Genomic DNA, 15756 nt, shown 5'->3' on the forward strand with positions numbered 1-15756 from the left:
CCCCGGACGAGGGTGCTATCATGGCGTGATGTTTCTTTTGTAACTTTTGGATGGCGTTATGGCATTGCCCTTCTCCCTGTTGCTGCTGCTGGCAAGCCTGGCCGGTCTCACTCCCCTGGCTATCGACATGTACCTGCCAAGCCTGCCCACCATAGCGCGGGATCTGGGGGTGCCGGTGTCCCAGGCCCAGCTGACCATCAGTGTGTTTCTGGCGGGGTTTGCCCTGGGTCAGCTGTTCTATGGCCCCCTGGCCGACTCGGTGGGACGCAAACCGGTGATGCTGGGCGGGCTGACGCTGTTTACGCTGGCAAGCCTGGGCTGTGCCCTGGCTAACAGCATTGAAACCCTGATGACCTTTCGCCTGTTGCAGGCCATTGGCGGCGCCGCCGGCTCCGTGGTGCTCAACGCCCTGCTGCGGGACATGTTTGAACGAGACATGTTCGCCCGGGTGATGTCGATGGTGATCCTGGTGATGACCCTGGCCCCACTGGTGGCGCCCATCGTCGGCGGCTACCTGCTACTTATCGGTCACTGGCACAGCATCTTCGTGCTGCTGGCCGCCATTGGCACGGCGGTGACGGTGGCGCTAGCCCTGCGCATTCCCGAAACCCTCAAACCCGAGCACCGCCAGCCCTTTCGGTTGTGGCCGGTGCTGCAAAACTACAGCCGGGTGCTGCGTCACCGGGCCGCGCTGGGGTATATCGGCTGTGGCGGCCTGACCACGGCGGCCATGTTTGCCTTTATTTCCGGCTCGCCGCTGGTGTATATCGAGCTTTACGGCGTACCGGCCCAGCATTACGGCCTGCTGTTTGCCATGAACATCGTGCTGATGATGGTACTGACCTTTGCCAACAGCCGGCTGGTCAAGCGCCTGGGCAGCGACCGACTGCTGAAAACCGGCCTGATCCTGGCCGCACTGGCCGGCGTGGCCCTGCTGTTCAGCGGCCTCACCGGCGCGGGGGGACTCTGGGGGCTGGTGCCGGCCATCATGGTGCTGATTGCCCAAATCAGCCTGGTGGGTGCCAACGCCATGGCCGGACTGCTCAACCACTTTCCCGAGTCTGCCGGCACCGCCTCGGCGCTAGCGGGTACGGTACGTTTTGGCCTGGGCGCCCTGGCCACCTTTGCGGTCAACGCCAGTGACGCCCTCTCTGCCCTGCCCATGGCACTGGTCATGTGCCTGTGCGTCTGGCTGGCCCTGGCCAGTTACTGGCTGCTGGTGCGTCCCGCCCTGTCCGCCGCCGAGTAGCCAGCCCCGGCAGGCCATGTCCGGCATGGCGACGCCCGGTAAATTCCCGGGAAAGCCATTTTTTAATACCGGCGCAAGTGATATAACTAACAGCTGTCGCTTAGCGACCACACTCGCTTTTACAAGAAGGAATTGACAAGACTATGTTCGAGAAGGTCACTGCTGCACCGGCCGACCCCATTCTGGGCCTGACCGATGCGTTCCGTAAAGATACCCGTACCGACAAAATCAACCTGGGCGTTGGTATCTACAAAGACGAAGCCGGCCAGACCCCGGTACTGCGCTGCGTGAAACAGGCCGAAGCCCGCCTGGTGCAGGAGCAAACCACCAAAAACTATCTCAGCATAGAAGGCATTGAAGCCTATGGTCAGGTAGTGCAGAAGCTGCTGTTTGGCGCCGATGCCGGCATTATTGCTGACCAGCGCGCCCGTACCGCCCAGGCGCCGGGTGGTACCGGAGCCCTGCGCATCGCCGGTGAGTTCATCGCCCGCCAGCTCGACACCAACACCATCTGGATCTCCAACCCCACCTGGGCCAACCACCGCGCCGTGTTTACCGCCGCCGGCCTGGAAGTGAAGGAATACGGCTACTATAACGCCGAGACCAAGGATCTGGACTTTGACGCCATGCTGGCCAGCCTGGCAGACGCCAAGGCCGGGGATGTGGTGCTGTTCCACGGCTGTTGTCACAACCCCACCGGTATCGATCCGACCCCTGAGCAGTGGCAGCAACTGGCCAAACTGGCCGCCGACAAGGGCTGGCTGCCGATGTTCGACTTCGCCTACCAGGGCTTTGCCAAAGGCACAGAGGAAGACGCCTTTGGTCTGCGCGAGTTTGCCAAGCACAACCCCGAACTGCTGATCGCCAGCTCCTTCTCCAAAAACTTCGGCCTCTACAACGAGCGGGTGGGTGCCTTTACCCTGGTGGCCAAAGACGCCGACACCGCCAACACCAGCTTCAGCCAGGTGAAGAGCATTATTCGCGCCAACTACTCCAACCCGCCTTCCCACGGTGCCAATGTGGTGGCCATCATCGCCAACGATCCCGAACTCTACGCCGACTGGCAGGCCGAGCTGGCGGAAATGCGCGACCGCATTCAGGAAATGCGCACCCTGTTCGTGGAAAAACTCGCCGCCCGTGGTGTCGACAAAGACTTCAGCTTCATTGCCCGTCAAAACGGCATGTTCTCCTTCTCCGGCCTCACGCCGGAGCAGGTAGCCCGGCTGAAGGACGAGTTCGGTATCTACATCGTCGGCTCCGGCCGCATCAGTGTGGCCGGCATCACCAAGGCGAACATCGACGCCCTGTGTGACGGCATTGCCGCTGTGCTGTAATACGCGTTGATCACTGATACTGAAAAGCCCCGCCGAGCGGGGCTTTTTTTATGGATATCGCATGGACGCCCACCTTCACGGGCGTGACGCCTGGACTTGTTAAATCACAAAGCGGTTCACCAGGGTGTGCAGCTCACCGGCAAGGCGGGCCAGCTCCTGGCTGGAGGCGCTGGTCTGGTTGGCACCGGCGGCACTCTGCACCGACAGATCCCGAATGTTGACCAGGTTGCCGTCCACTTCCCGGGCCACATGGGCCTGCTCTTCGGCAGCACCGGCAATGGCCACGTTGCGATCATTGATGCCGGAGATACTGGTGGCGATCTGCGCCAGGGCCTCGCCGGCTTCCCGGGCGATATTCAGGGTACCGGCGGTGCGCTCATTGCTGGTTTTCATGGCGGTAACCGCCTCCTGGGAGCCCCGCTGCACCGCCTGGATCATCTGCTCGATTTCCTTGGTGGACTCCTGGGTCCGGTGGGCCAGGGCACGCACCTCATCGGCCACCACCGCAAAGCCCCGCCCCGATTCGCCGGCCCGAGCCGCTTCAATGGCGGCATTCAGGGCCAGCAGGTTGGTCTGATCGGCAATGGCGCGGATCACATCCAGCACACTGGTAATATCATTCACCCGCCCCGCCAGCCGCTCAATGTTGTGCATGGTGTCGCCAATCTCGCCGGCCAGGCCTTCCATGGCCATTACCGTCTGGCCCACCCGGTCACGGCCAAACTGGGCCCGCTCATCCGCCAGCTCCGACTCCTGCGACGTACTGGAAGCATTGCGCGCCACCTCTTCCACCGCCGCGGTCATTTCATTCACCGCCGTGGCCGCCTGCTCCAGCTCCTGGCTTTGCCGATGCAGGCCGCGGGTCGACTCTTCGGTGACCGAGCTCAGTTCTTCCGAGGTAGAGGCCAGCCGGTGGGAAGAGTCGGTGATAAGCCGGACCGTGTCCTTCAGGCTGTGCTGCATGTGGCCAAGAGCCTGCAACAGGCGGCCCGGTTCATCCTTGCCACTGATCTGCACCGGGTGCGTCAGATCCCCTCCGGCAATCCGCTCGGCCACCCGCACCGCATCGCCAATGGGTTGCACTATGCTGCGGGTCAGCAGCCAGGCCAGCGCCGCCATGCCCACCAGGGCCAGGGTAAGAATGGCGATGATGATGTTGCGTGAAGAAGCATAAACGCTGTCGGTTTCGCTGTTGGTGTCGTCAATACGCTGATGCTGCAGGGCATTGAGCTGATGCAGCAGACCGGCCAACTCCTCGGCCAGGGGAGCCAGCTCCTGGCGGGACGCCAGGTTGGCGCCGGCCACATCCCCGGCCTCGGCCTGCCGCATAATACGCCCATGGGCCTGCCAGTAACGAGCCTCGGTGGCGGTAAAGCGGCTTAACAGCGCCCGGGCTTCGGGCATGCGGGCGAGGCTATCGTATTGCTGCTTGAAACCGTCCAGTTTTTGCCGGGCCGCCTCCAGGTTGGCCCGGGACTCGGCCCGCTTGTCGGCCTCCGCCGAATTGGCCAGTGCCAGGCTGTGCAGACGAATGCGCAGAAACTCCTTGTCGATGTTCTCCACCGCGGTCAGGCTGGGAACCCGCTGGGTGGCCAGCACGGTGATCTGATCGTTCAGGCTGGTCAGCTGCACCAGGCTGAGCCCCCCCAGGATCAGCATCAGCACGCCAATGACGCCAAACGCCAGGCCTGATCTCAGGCCGATATTCATATTGCGAAACACCTTGTTCTCCTACCACAGACATCAGGATTGATATCTGTTATTTATCGACCGCGGCCATCCAAACTGAAACAAAAAATTCATATTATGTATACAATCTCGTTCAGCGAGGCCGCGCCACGGATTCAACTTTGTTCCGCGTGAGCACCTGTCGTAGTATCAAGCTTCTGATCTTTCATTATTTTGGGTGCTCTTTTGTCTGATTCGCCATACACGCCCGCCATCGCGGCACAGCCCCACCGCCGGCGGGCCCTTTCCCGCCGGCGCCTGCGGGCGTGTCATGAGTGCGATCTGCTGGTGGCGGTGCCGACCCTCACCCCCGGCGAAAAAGCCGACTGTCCGCGCTGCGGCCACACCCTGATCCGCCGCCACGCCAATCCGGCCGAACGCAGCCTGGCCCTGGCCCTGGCCACCCTGATTGCCCTGGCGTTGTCGGTGGCGTTTCCCTTTATCGGCTTTGAACTGAGCGGCATTGGCAACCGCATTGAGCTGACCGACAGCGCCGCCATCCTGATTGGCCTGCATCAGCCGCTGGTGGCCCTGTGCGTGCTGCTGACGGTGATTATTCTGCCCCTGGTCTATTTGCTGAGTGTCAGCTGGCTGTGCGCCGGCATGCTGCTGGGCCGGCCGTTGCCCCGCAGCCGGCAGATTGCCCGCACCCTGCGCCACGTCACCCCCTGGATGATGGCGGACGTGTTTGTGATCGGCACCCTGGTGAGCCTGATCAAGGTGGTGGGCATGGCCGACATCGAGCTTGGCCTGTCGTTCTGGACCTTTTGCGCCTTTGCCCTGCTGCTGCTGCTCACCACACAGTCGGTAGACAAGGACTGGCTGTGGTTTTCCCTCGACCGGCGCGCCATGGCGCCACCGGGTGCCGTGCCGGGCCGTACCGCCAGCGAGCAGAACCTGTGTGGCTGCGCCACCTGCGGCCTGGTCAACGCCCTGCCCGAGCAGGGCAAGGCCCGTTGCCGGCGCTGCGACGAGCCGCTGCATCCCTGGCGCGGTATTAACAATCAGGCCACCCTGGCGCTGCTGGCGGCCGCCATCATCATGTACCTGCCCGCTAACCTCTATCCCATCATGGTGACCACCTCCCTTGGCAGCAGCACGCCGTCGACCATTCTCGGCGGCGTGCTGCTGTTTGTTCAGCACGGCGACTGGCCCATCGCCTTTATCATTTTTACCGCCAGCATAGTGGTGCCGGTCAGCAAGATCCTGGCCCTGTTGTGGCTGTGCTACTTCGTCAAACACCCGCGGCCCGGGCTCAGCCGCCTGTACCGCATTCGCCTTTACCGCATTACCGAGTTTGTCGGCCGCTGGTCCATGGTGGACGTGTTCGTGGTCGCCATACTGGTGGCGCTGATTCGCAATGGCAACCTGATGTCCATCGAGCCCGGCCCGGCGGCCCTGGCCTTTGCCGGCGTGGTGGTGCTCACCATGCTGGCGGCCATGCTGTTTGATCAGCGCAGCATCTGGGCCGGCGCGGCGTTAGCCGGTACCACGCCGGCCGATGACTCACCCGCGGGTACCCCTCATTACAATGAAAACCGAAAGGAATCCAACCATGTCTGACACTTCCCGCGCCGAGCGCAAGCGACAGCGCTCCCTGTCGCCCATCTGGATCGTGCCCCTGGTGGCGGTATTGATCGGCGTCTGGATGATCTACGACAACCTGAGCAAGCTCGGCCCCTCCATTACCCTGGTCATGGACAACGCCGAAGGCATTGAAGCGGGCAAGACCCTGATCAAAACCCGTAACGTGGAAGTGGGCCGGGTGGAAACCGTCCGATTGTCGGAGGATTTGCAGCATGCCCTGATCACCGCCCGCATGAGCCCTCAGGCAGAAGACATGCTCAACGAAGACACCCGTTTCTGGGTGGTGAAACCACGCATTGGCCGGGAAGGCATCAGCGGCCTGAACACCGTGCTGTCCGGCGCCTATATTCAGTTGCTGCCCGGCAGCAGCGAGCTGTCCAAACGCCGCTTTCAGGTGCTGGAGCAACCCCCGGTGGCACCGCCCGATGCGCCGGGGCTGCGCATCAATCTTATCAGCCAGGTGGGTAACGCCGTCACCACCGGGGATCCGGTCAGCTATCAGGGCTATACCGTGGGGCGGGTAGAGCACAGCGAATTTGATCCGGAAAAACGGGAAATGCAGTTGCGGCTATACATACAGTCTCCTTACGACGTGCTGGTCACCACCACCACCCGCTTCTGGACCAGCTCCGGCATCGACATGCGCCTCGACTCCCAGGGTTTCCGTGTCAATATTGGCTCGCTTGAATCCCTGGTTGGCGGCGGTGTTACCTTTGGCGTACCCGAAAACACCGCCATGGGTCACAAGGCCAAGGCCAACGCCACCTATGTGCTGTTTGCGGACGAGGAAAGCGCCAGCGAAGGCAGTTATGATCAGTACCTGGAATACGTACTGCTGGTGGATGACACCGTCCGCGGCCTGGAGCCGGGCGCGCCGGTGGAATACCGGGGCGTACGCATTGGCTCCGTGGTCAGCGTGCCCTGGAATTTTACCGCGCCGCAACCGGACTCGCTCAGCCGCTTTGCCATTCCGGTGCTGATCCGCATCGAGCCCCAGCGCTTTGACAACACCACCGAAATCATCGACACCAAGGCCTGGCATGCCCGCCTGGAGCGCATGTTCGGCCATGGTTTGCGCGCCTCGCTCAAGGCCGGCAACCTGCTGACCGGCGCCCTGTTTGTGGATCTCAACTTCCAGAAAGAGGCGGAGCCGTTCCAGGCCATGACCTTTGTGGATCGCCGAGTGTTTCCCACCACCACCGGCGGCTTTGCCCAGATTGAACAAAAGGTCTCCAACCTGCTCGACAAGCTCAACAACCTCGACATCGAGCCGGTGGTCAGCAACCTGAACAATACCCTGGTGGCCACCCAGCAAACCATGGACAAGGCCAATCGCATTGCCGCCTCGGTGGATGCCCTGCTGGCGGATCCGGCCACCGGCGAGCTGCCCGCCAGCGTTAACCAGACCCTGCGCCAGCTCAACGACACCCTGGCAGGCTTTGCCCCCGACTCCCAGGGCTATAACGAGCTGACCCAAACCCTGTCGCGGCTGGAGCAGCTGATGGCGGACATGCAGCCGGTGCTCCGCACACTCAATGATCAGCCCAACGCCTTGATCTTCGACCGCACCCCCATTCAGGATCCACAACCGAGGGCCGCCAAATGATGCCATTTCACTCCCTTTCACTGCGCTGTCTGCCCCTGCTGGGCGCCCTGGCTCTTGCAGGCTGTGCCGGCGGCAACGATGCCGCCAGCAGCGCCTACCTGTTGCCGGAGAGCCCTGCTCAGCAGCAGCATGATGCCCGCCTGGTGGTGATGGTGGCCCCCATCACCCTGGCGGCCTTTCTGGAAGGTGACGGCATCGTCATGCAGCTTGACGACATTGCCGTGCACCAGGCCCGCAGCCATCTCTGGGCCGAGGCCCTGCCCGGTCAGCTGCGCCAGCGGCTGATGGACCGGCTTGGCGCCAGCCTGCCCCGGGCCCAGATCATTGCTCGCGGGCAGCCCAGCGTAAGCAACCTACCGGGACGGGAAGTCCGCCTGCAACTGGACCGTTTTCAGGGACGCTACGACGGCGTGGCACTGATCCGCGGCCGCTGGCAACTGCTGAATGAGCGCGGCGACCTGCTTGAGCAGCGCCCCTTTCGAGTGGAAACACCGCTGACCGACGACGGTTACCCGGCCCTGGTGCGCGCCCTGGCCGCCGGCTGGGAGCAGGTGGCAGATAAGCTGGCCGCCAGTCTGGCGACCAGCCTGAGGGAATAGAGATCAGCGGGGCCTTGGCTCGCCGGCCAATAGACTAAAGACGCCGGCGAGATCCTGGATTTAAGGAGAGGCCAATGCATGTATGTTGGCATAATCTCATGAAAGCACCGCCGATGGCCGCCGGTCTGCCTGTTGATGACATAGAGGACACACCATGCCCAGGCTTATCATGAAATGGATACTGTTGGCGCTGTTGGTGCCAACACTGGCGCAAGCTGCCGAGGCCGAGGCCTGGCAGGCGCTGAAGGAAGGTCGCGCCATGCTGCTGATGCGCCATGCCAATGCGCCCGGCACCGGCGACCCGCCCGGCTTTATTCTGGAACGCTGCGACACCCAGCGCAATCTCGACGCCCGGGGCCGGGCCCAGGCCGAGGCCTGGGGCGACCGGCTGCGCCGCCACGACATTACCGAGGCCCGGGTCTACAGCAGCCAGTATTGCCGTGCCCTCGACACCGCCCGCCTGCTGGGCCTGGGTGAGGTGATCCCCACCCCCGAGCTCAACTCGTTTTTTTTACGGCGCAGCCAGCGCTCGGAGCAAACCCAAGCACTGCGCCGGTTTGTTGCCGGGCTTGAGCCGGGGCTGCCGGTGGTGCTGGTGAGCCATCAGGTCAACATTACCGCCCTCACCAGCCGCTTTCCCGCCTCGGGCGAGGCGCTGATCCTGGCCCTGCCGCTGGAAGAGCGGGTACGGGTGCTGGCGAGCATTCGCCCTGGGGGCTGATGGCTATCCGTTATTGCTGCGCCACAAAAATCAGCCTGTCGGTCTCAAACCCCGCCTCCCGGGCCCGCGCTATCAGCCGCTGTTGCAAGGCGGGGTCAAGCTCCGGCTGCCGCGCCAGCAGCCAGAAGTAATCGCGGCTGGGGCCCGACACCAGGGCATATTGATAGTCGTCATCGAGCTCAAACACCACATAGGCGCCGTAGAAAGGGCCAAAGAACGACACCTTGAGGTGGGCCACCTCGGGGCCTTCCACAAAATAGGCCTTGCCCTCCGCCTGTTTCCATTCGCCCCGCTCGCTGTTAAAGCCCCGGTTAATTACCCGTACACCGCCATCCTCACGCAGGCTGTAATGGGCGCTCACCCGCTCCAGCCCCCGCTCAAAGGAATGATCGAGCCGGGCAATTTCATACCAGGTACCCAGATAGCGGTTCAACTCAAAGCCGGAGACTGGGGTAATGCCTTCGGGCTTGCCGGCGCATCCGGCCAGCAGCAACAGCAGTGCAAACAGGCTGTGTTTCATCAGTGGTTCCTTGTGGTGTCGTCATCGGCGGAGCGGCGCCGGCCAAATACCGGCTCCAGTCCGCGGGCTTCATCCAGATGCAACTGCAGGTGGGGAAACGGAATTTCAATGCCGGCCTCGTCAAGCCCCTGCTTGATCGACTCCAGCAGTTCGCAGGAAATACGCCCCTTCACCTCCACATCCTGAGCACTGACCCACACCTGGGCACTGAGCACCACAGAAGAGTCGGCCAGCTCCCGCAGTTGCACCCTGGGGGTCAGGGCGTCATTGTTGATCGACATGGGATGGGCGCTCAATATGGGCATGATCACCGCCCTGGCCTGTGCCACCGAGTCTTTGTAGGCAATATGGACGGGAATGCGAATGCGGGTGGGGCCCTCGGCACTGTAGTTGATGATGTCGGAGGTGGCCACGCTGTCGTTGGGCAGCATGGTGAACACGTTATCGCGCGTCCGCAGCCAGGTGGTGCGAAAGGCAATGCGCACCACCCTGCCCTCCTGGCCATGAATACAAACCCAGTCGCCAATGCGAAAGGGCCGTTCAATCAGCAGGGTAATGCCGGCGATAAAATTCGACAGGGTCGACTGGGCGGCAAAGCCCACGGCAATGCCCACAATGCCCAGACCGGCGATAATGGAGAGCACGTCAAACCCGAACTGGGCCATCACGGTAATGGCGCCCAGCGCCATCAGCGACACCGACAGGGTGTTTTTGCACAACTGCACCAAAGACGAGTCGAGGTGACGCCGCGACAGCCGGGTGATCAGCCCGCGAGACAGCAGTTGCCATAGCACATAAAAGGCCAGCGCCATCAGTCCGGCCCGGGCCATGCCCTTGATCACACCGTCGGCGGCACCGTACTGCGCCACTATCGCCACCAGGGTGGCCAGCCCCAGCAGGTAGCGCAGCACCACCCGGCCGGTGCGATAGGGGCCGGCGCCGCGATCCAGACGGCCGAGCAGCCAGCGCATCAGCAGGCAACCGGCCACGTATAGCAGCCAGAACAGCAGCATGATCATCAGGGTCACCAGCAGCTGGCCCAGGCCGTATACCAGCAGCTCTTCCCAGTTATAGCCGCTCAGGCCAAGGGCACTGCCGGTGTCTTCAAGACTCTGGCGAAACTGTTGCCACAGCAGGGTCACGTCGGTGTCGTTCATTCAGCACCTTCCTTGAGGCTGGCAGACTGCTGAAACTATAGCAGCCGGCGGCACGCCCTCTTGTGCACGAACTTGACTCAAACGAATCAGGTTGGTCAATTATTGACTCACCCCATGCCAAAAAACCGACACATCAATTAGACGGCTTCTATACTAGCAATGCTGCGGGCCTGCTGACCGCGGTGACTGGCAAGGACAAATCATAACAAGGATTGACAGCAACAGTGGCACGCTTCGTTTATCGAGCCCAGGTGCTGGGCCCGGTGCTTTAGTCTTATTCGAAGAGTGGTAAGTGCTTGATTGAAACCAATGATTAATCCGAGGTGTTATCATGAACATGCTCAAAAAAGCTCCACTGGCCATGATGATTGGCGCCCTGCTTCCTGCCGTGGCCATGGCCAACATGCACGGGCACAGCGCCATAGGGCCAAATCAGGGTGATCGGGAGTTCTCGCTGTCCGGTACCGGTAGCAGCAGCAAAGACTTCGACAACAGCAGCTTCGGGATCTCCGCCGACTATGGCTGGTACCTTTCAGAGCGCACCCTCGCCGGTATTCGCCAAAGCATCAGCTATGCCGACGTGGAAGGCGAAGGCCTGACCGACGACTTCTGGAACGGCAGTACCCGTGGCTTTGTGGACTATCACTTTGGTCAGGGCGCGGCCCGTCCCTTTGTGGGCGCCTCGCTGGGTGCCATATACGGTGATGGGGTGAAAGATACCGGTATCGCCGGCCTGGAAGCGGGCCTCAAGTATTACCTGCTGCCCACCACCTTTATTCAGGCCAGGGCCGAGTACCAGTTCCTGTTTGACAGCGGCGACAGCGCCGAAGACAACTTTGATGACGGCGCCTGGGCCTATACCTTCGGTATGGGTCTCAACTTCTGACCGCCGTCAGCCCTGGTTGTGCAAACAGCCCCGAAAGGGGCTGTTTTTTTAGGTGGTGTCGCGTTCCCGCCGTTCGGCACAGCGGGCCACAATGGCCGCCTTGTCGTGCTCCGGGCGTTCGCGCCAGCCGGTAATTTCATCCAGGGTACGGTAACAGCCGGTGCACAGCCGGTGCTCGTTCAGCCGGCAATAACCGATGCAGGGGCTGGCCACCGGCTCAGCCATCGCTTACCCGCTCCATCAATACCTTAACCAGGCCGTTGCCCTTCATCAGGGTGTGCTCGTCCACAATCAACCAGACTTCTTCCTGCTCGCCCTGCACAAACACCAGGTAACGCTTGCCCGCCGACTCGCGAACAAATATGTCGTCAAAGCGGGTGCGCTCGCCGTTGTGTTCGATATAGTCGCTGCCGATCACGATTTGCTCGCTGCCCACCAGGCCGGAAAAATCGCTCATCAGTTGCGCCATCATCTCGTTGGAGGAGTCGGCCCGGGTCTGGTAAACCCCCTCAAAGCCGTGATCACAGCCGGCCAGCAACATTGCCAGGGCCAGGCAGCTCCCGTATTTCAGTGATTTCATGTTTTACTCACCAAGTACCGTCATACTGTTTACCGATGTTACAGCGTGCCGGGCTCGTTCACCACGGTACCCAGGAAAAACCGCCCCTCACTACACCCGGAACTGCCCCACCAGGCTGCGCAGGTGTTCGGCCCGCTGCTGCAACTGACCAATGGCCGCCAGCTGCTGCTCGGCGTTATCGTGAATGCCGGCGGCGCTGTCGGAGATGACATGGGCCGACTGGTTGATGTGATCCGCCACCGCGCCCTGCTCCTCGGTGGCCGCCGCCACCTGATGACTGCCGGAGCTGATGGCCTCAAACCGCTGCTGAATGCTGGCCAGGGCCTGGGCCGACAGCTCGGTGCTCTCGGTTACCCGACGGCTGTTGGCGGTACCTTCCCGAATGGCGGCGGTCGACTGCTGAGCGGTTTGCTGCAGGCGGGCAATCTGTTCGCTGATCTCCTGCGTGGAATGCTGGGTGCGCTGGGCCAGACTGCGCACCTCGTCGGCCACCACCGCAAAGCCCCGGCCCTGCTCGCCAGCACGGGCCGCCTCAATGGCGGCATTCAGCGCCAGCAGGTTGGTTTGCTCGGAAATGGCATTGATCACCTCCACCACCGAGTTGATGGCATCCGCCTGCCCGGCAAAATCGTTGATGGTGGCCTCAATGTCGTTCATTACGCCGTTCAGCTGCTGCATGGTTTCACGAGTCAGCGCCATGTTGCTGGTGGTGCTGTGCGCTTCTTCTACGGCCGCCTGGGTATCGGTGGCGGTGCGCTGGGCAATGCCCGAGACCTCGGTCACGGTCTGGCCCATTTCGGTAATGGCGGTGGCCACCTGCTCGGTCTGGCCGCGCTGCAGCTCCGTTGCCCGGAAGGTATCGCCGGCCAGCTCGGCCAGTTGCTCAATGCCCGCCTTGATGGCGGTTTCGGTGTGCTGAATTTCCGCCACCAGCTCGCGGATTTTGCCGATGATGGCGTTAAACCCCCGGGCCAGGTGGCCGAGCTCGTTGTTGTGGCTGTCATCCAGGCGTTTGGTGAGATCCCCGCCGTTGCCGGACATGCTCAGCAGATCGTCTCCCACCCGGCGAATGGCCCTGCCCAGTGCCCGGGCAAACAGCACGGTCACGGCAATAAAGGCCAGGGTCAACAGCAGGCTTACCAGCACCGAAGAGGAAATCACCTCGTTGATGGCGCCACTGATCTCCGCCGATGGCAGCACCGCCACCAACCGAAGGCCGGTGTCACGAATATCCTGCACCGCCAGGTACACCTGCTGGCCATCGAACCCGGCCTGCTCGAAATAAAAGCCCTCGTGCTGCCCTTTCAGCAGCTCCGCCACCGGCTCAAAACCCGCCAGCTTGCCAAGGGACTTGCCCACCAGGCCGGAGTTGGGGTGAGCGTTGATCACCCCCTGCCCATTCACCAGAAACAGGTAGCCATTTTCACCCAGCCGATAGTTGGACACCAGATCCACAATGGCCGACACATCCTGGCCCATGCCGGCGGCGCCCACCCGCTGGCCGTCCAGCTCCACCACCGAGTTCACAAACAGCGTGAGCTTGCCGGTGCGCTCGTCCGGGTCCAGGTTCAGCACCCGCTGCTGACTGCCGTTAACAAAGTCGTAGTACCAGCGATCCCGAGGGTCGGAGGGGGATATTTGCTTGAAGACGCCGGCATCGGTGTAATAGGTACTGCTCTCGCCCGACACCCAGAACAGGGTGGAGGCCCCGGTTTGCGCCCGCTGCTCGTTAAAATAGCGCAGCACCTGGCCATGCATGGACGAGGCGCCCTCGCCTTCCCGTATCCAGTCGTGCAGCAGGCCATTGGCCGCCAGACTGTCTGACAGCAAGATCACCGGCATCAGCTCGGAACGCACCTGCTCCGCCACCCGTCCCACGCTGTTGGGCAGGTAGTCGGTTTCGGTCTGGCCGTAATAGAGGCCGGAAAAACGCTGAACATTGATAACGGTGGACACCAGCGTCAGCAACGCCAGCGACATCGCCACAAAGGCAATAAGAATGGTGGTTAATTTGAACTTGTGCATGCCGGCTCCGGACGTGACCTTCCACAACCCGCAGAACAACGGCAGGGAATGGTACAAACTGTAACGAAATTGTTGACCAGTTGGTCAGGAACGGCATGCTAAAGGATTCGCCCGAGCCGGGCAAGCGCAAGTTTTACCCACAAAAAGGTTAAGGTTTAGTCTGGCGGTGTTTCCTGCGCCCCAAGCAGCGCCCGGTTGGCTTCCGCTATTTGATGCTGATTAAAGACCTGAATACCGTGCCGGCGCAGCAAGGCGGCGGTCACCCCCATGCCGGGTATTTTGCGGCCCGAAAAACCGCCGTCGTAAATGGCGGCACTGCCACAGGAGGGGCTGTGCTCCGCCAGCACCGCCACCTCGATATTGAACTGCCGGCATAACGCCAGCGCCACATTGGCACCGGCAATAAACGCCGAGGTGACCTTGTCGCCGGTGTTGTCTATCACCTCCGCCTCGCCGCTCAGCACGCGATTGCCGTCGCCTCCTGCAATTTCGGCCGGCTTTCTGGGAATGCTCATGCCCGCCGCCACTTCGGGGCAAACAGACACCACCCGGCCCGCAGACCGCCACTGTTCGACCATGCCATCGGCCACGGTAAGGCTGCCGCCATCGTATCGGACCTTGTTACCCAACAGGCAGGCACTCATTAATATTTTTTTCAAACCACAGTCCTCATACCCAGTGACGCCTTATACCCCAAGAAACCGAAAGGGAGCGGCCTCCTGAAACTGGCCGTTGGCCATGCCGGAATAGATGTTTTGCTGGTTGGGCCCCAGATCCAGCTTCAGAACCTTGCCGCTGTCTTGCGAAAAATCGAGCTGGGTCAGGTCTACCCAAAAAATATTCGGGGTCAGGGCCGACTCAAAAAAGTACAACTTGCGCTTTTGATCAGACACGGTTCTCCAGCGGGTGGAAGAGATATTGGGCTGATCCGGCGTGCTGATGCCGTAGGGCACCGACACATTATTGATGACGCTGAAGACACTGGCGATGGTTTCCACCGCATTGTCGGTTTTGGGAATGGCGTTCACATAAAAGGTGGCCCGGGCAAAGCGGTCGGCGGCACGGTTGGTGCCGGGCAGCATTACGGTGCCACCCAGCTGCTGCCAGTATTCGTTCATGGCCAGCTGCTTGTCGAACGTGGGAGAGTTGGTCATGACCTGGTAGCCGGGATCGTGGTGGATCACCTGCTTGCCATCAATATATTCAATGATGGCGCTGTCGCCGCTGGCATCGGAAATGGAAAGGTGCAGGGTGGCCAGGCGATCTTCTCCGGGCACAAAATCGGTGATCAGGGTAAAGGGCTGCTGCTCCAGGGTGGCGACGGCATCCTGCACCGTTGCAAAATTGTCCAGTACATATTGTGCCCAGGCCGCCAGTGACAACCCAGGCCGGGAAGCATCCCGCTCGGGGTAGGACGACTCCACCAGCCACAACACATTGGCGACTAGGCCCGCTTCGTTCATGCCGTCGGTGGTGGAAATATCGTAGCCACTGGCAATCACGCTGCCGTATTTGGAGGTCCATTGCAGTGAGTTTTCCCCCGCCTCGCCGGAGCGCGACATGCCCCGGGGGAATATCCAGAGGTTGGTGCCCACATCGGTTTTCCAGTCCATGGATCTGGCGGTCATGACCTGATCGCCGGCACCGTGATACACAAAGCGGGTGCAGGCCTGCGCATTGGCCGCCACCGCCGCGCACAACACCGCCGCTCCCAGACCAAAACAGCGTCGTTTTTTCAACTTCATGGCAGACTCCCTTCATGGT

The 15756-nt window shown here is 61.7% G+C and carries 15 protein-coding genes; 7 read left to right on the forward strand and 8 right to left on the reverse strand.

Annotation, left to right across the window (positions count from 1 at the left end):
* The first annotated feature begins 58 nt into the window (after positions 1-58).
* Positions 59-1249 (forward strand): Bcr/CflA family multidrug efflux MFS transporter, encoded by a 1191-nt coding sequence (locus GU3_RS10760; RefSeq protein ID WP_014292562.1) that lies wholly within the window; start codon positions 59-61, stop codon positions 1247-1249.
* A 143-nt stretch (positions 1250-1392) separates the two neighbouring features.
* Complete coding sequence (locus GU3_RS10765) at positions 1393-2583, forward strand: amino acid aminotransferase (RefSeq protein ID WP_014292563.1); 1191 nt, start codon at positions 1393-1395, stop codon at positions 2581-2583.
* 99 nt (positions 2584-2682) lie between these two features.
* Here GU3_RS10765 and GU3_RS10770 read toward each other — a convergent pair whose 3' ends face one another.
* Positions 2683-4293: a methyl-accepting chemotaxis protein gene (locus GU3_RS10770; RefSeq protein WP_014292564.1), complete on the reverse strand. Its 1611-nt coding sequence runs from the start codon at positions 4291-4293 to the stop codon at positions 2683-2685.
* 204 nt (positions 4294-4497) lie between these two features.
* Between GU3_RS10770 and GU3_RS10775 the strand changes: the two genes are divergently transcribed.
* From GU3_RS10775 to GU3_RS10790, 4 genes are all read left to right on the forward strand, one after another.
* Positions 4498-5874: a paraquat-inducible protein A gene (locus tag GU3_RS10775; RefSeq protein ID WP_193372528.1), complete on the forward strand. Its 1377-nt coding sequence runs from the start codon at positions 4498-4500 to the stop codon at positions 5872-5874.
* Entirely contained in the window at positions 5867-7504 is a 1638-nt protein-coding gene (pqiB, locus tag GU3_RS10780; protein ID WP_014292566.1) for an intermembrane transport protein PqiB, read from the forward strand. The genes GU3_RS10775 and pqiB overlap by 8 nt, the downstream gene beginning before the upstream one ends.
* A complete protein-coding gene (locus GU3_RS10785; protein ID WP_014292567.1) occupies positions 7501-8103 on the forward strand; it encodes a membrane integrity-associated transporter subunit PqiC in 603 nt (200 codons plus the stop codon). Before pqiB ends, GU3_RS10785 begins: the two co-directional genes overlap by 4 nt.
* Before the next feature lie 169 nt (positions 8104-8272).
* Positions 8273-8824 carry a histidine phosphatase family protein gene (locus GU3_RS10790; protein ID WP_041543715.1) on the forward strand — a complete coding sequence of 184 codons (552 nt, stop codon included), beginning with the start codon at positions 8273-8275 and terminating at the stop codon, positions 8822-8824.
* A gap of 10 nt (positions 8825-8834) precedes the next feature.
* On the opposite strand, the gene GU3_RS10795 is transcribed toward GU3_RS10790, so the two are convergent.
* Positions 8835-9344 carry a lipocalin family protein gene (locus tag GU3_RS10795; protein WP_014292569.1) on the reverse strand — a complete coding sequence of 170 codons (510 nt, stop codon included), beginning with the start codon at positions 9342-9344 and terminating at the stop codon, positions 8835-8837.
* The gene (locus GU3_RS10800; protein ID WP_014292570.1) at positions 9344-10501 is read right to left on the reverse strand and encodes a mechanosensitive ion channel family protein; all 1158 of its coding nucleotides are present in this window, start codon (positions 10499-10501) and stop codon (positions 9344-9346) included. The genes GU3_RS10795 and GU3_RS10800 overlap by 1 nt, the downstream gene beginning before the upstream one ends.
* Before the next feature lie 331 nt (positions 10502-10832).
* Here GU3_RS10800 and GU3_RS10805 point away from each other — a divergent pair, with 331 nt between their 5' ends.
* Positions 10833-11387 (forward strand): OmpA family protein, encoded by a 555-nt coding sequence (locus tag GU3_RS10805; protein ID WP_014292571.1) that lies wholly within the window; start codon positions 10833-10835, stop codon positions 11385-11387.
* 48 nt (positions 11388-11435) lie between these two features.
* Here the strand turns inward: GU3_RS10805 and GU3_RS10810 are convergent, their stop codons facing one another.
* The 5 genes from GU3_RS10810 to GU3_RS10830 form a co-directional block, all read right to left on the reverse strand.
* Positions 11436-11612 (reverse strand): DUF1289 domain-containing protein, encoded by a 177-nt coding sequence (locus GU3_RS10810; protein ID WP_014292572.1) that lies wholly within the window; start codon positions 11610-11612, stop codon positions 11436-11438.
* Positions 11605-11967 (reverse strand): hypothetical protein, encoded by a 363-nt coding sequence (locus tag GU3_RS10815; RefSeq protein ID WP_014292573.1) that lies wholly within the window; start codon positions 11965-11967, stop codon positions 11605-11607. Before GU3_RS10815 ends, GU3_RS10810 begins: the two co-directional genes overlap by 8 nt.
* A 90-nt stretch (positions 11968-12057) precedes the next feature.
* A complete protein-coding gene (locus GU3_RS10820; RefSeq protein ID WP_014292574.1) occupies positions 12058-13992 on the reverse strand; it encodes a methyl-accepting chemotaxis protein in 1935 nt (644 codons plus the stop codon).
* Positions 13993-14147: 155 nt separating this feature from the next.
* Entirely contained in the window at positions 14148-14651 is a 504-nt protein-coding gene (locus tag GU3_RS10825) for a DUF523 domain-containing protein (RefSeq protein ID WP_237711135.1), read from the reverse strand.
* A gap of 27 nt (positions 14652-14678) precedes the next feature.
* Positions 14679-15737 carry a linear amide C-N hydrolase gene (locus GU3_RS10830; RefSeq protein ID WP_014292576.1) on the reverse strand — a complete coding sequence of 353 codons (1059 nt, stop codon included), beginning with the start codon at positions 15735-15737 and terminating at the stop codon, positions 14679-14681.
* Between the last annotated feature and the right edge of the window lie 19 nt (positions 15738-15756).

Origin of the sequence: Oceanimonas sp. GK1 (assembly GCF_000243075.1) — a bacterium.
Lineage (GTDB): Bacteria > Pseudomonadota > Gammaproteobacteria > Enterobacterales > Aeromonadaceae > Oceanimonas.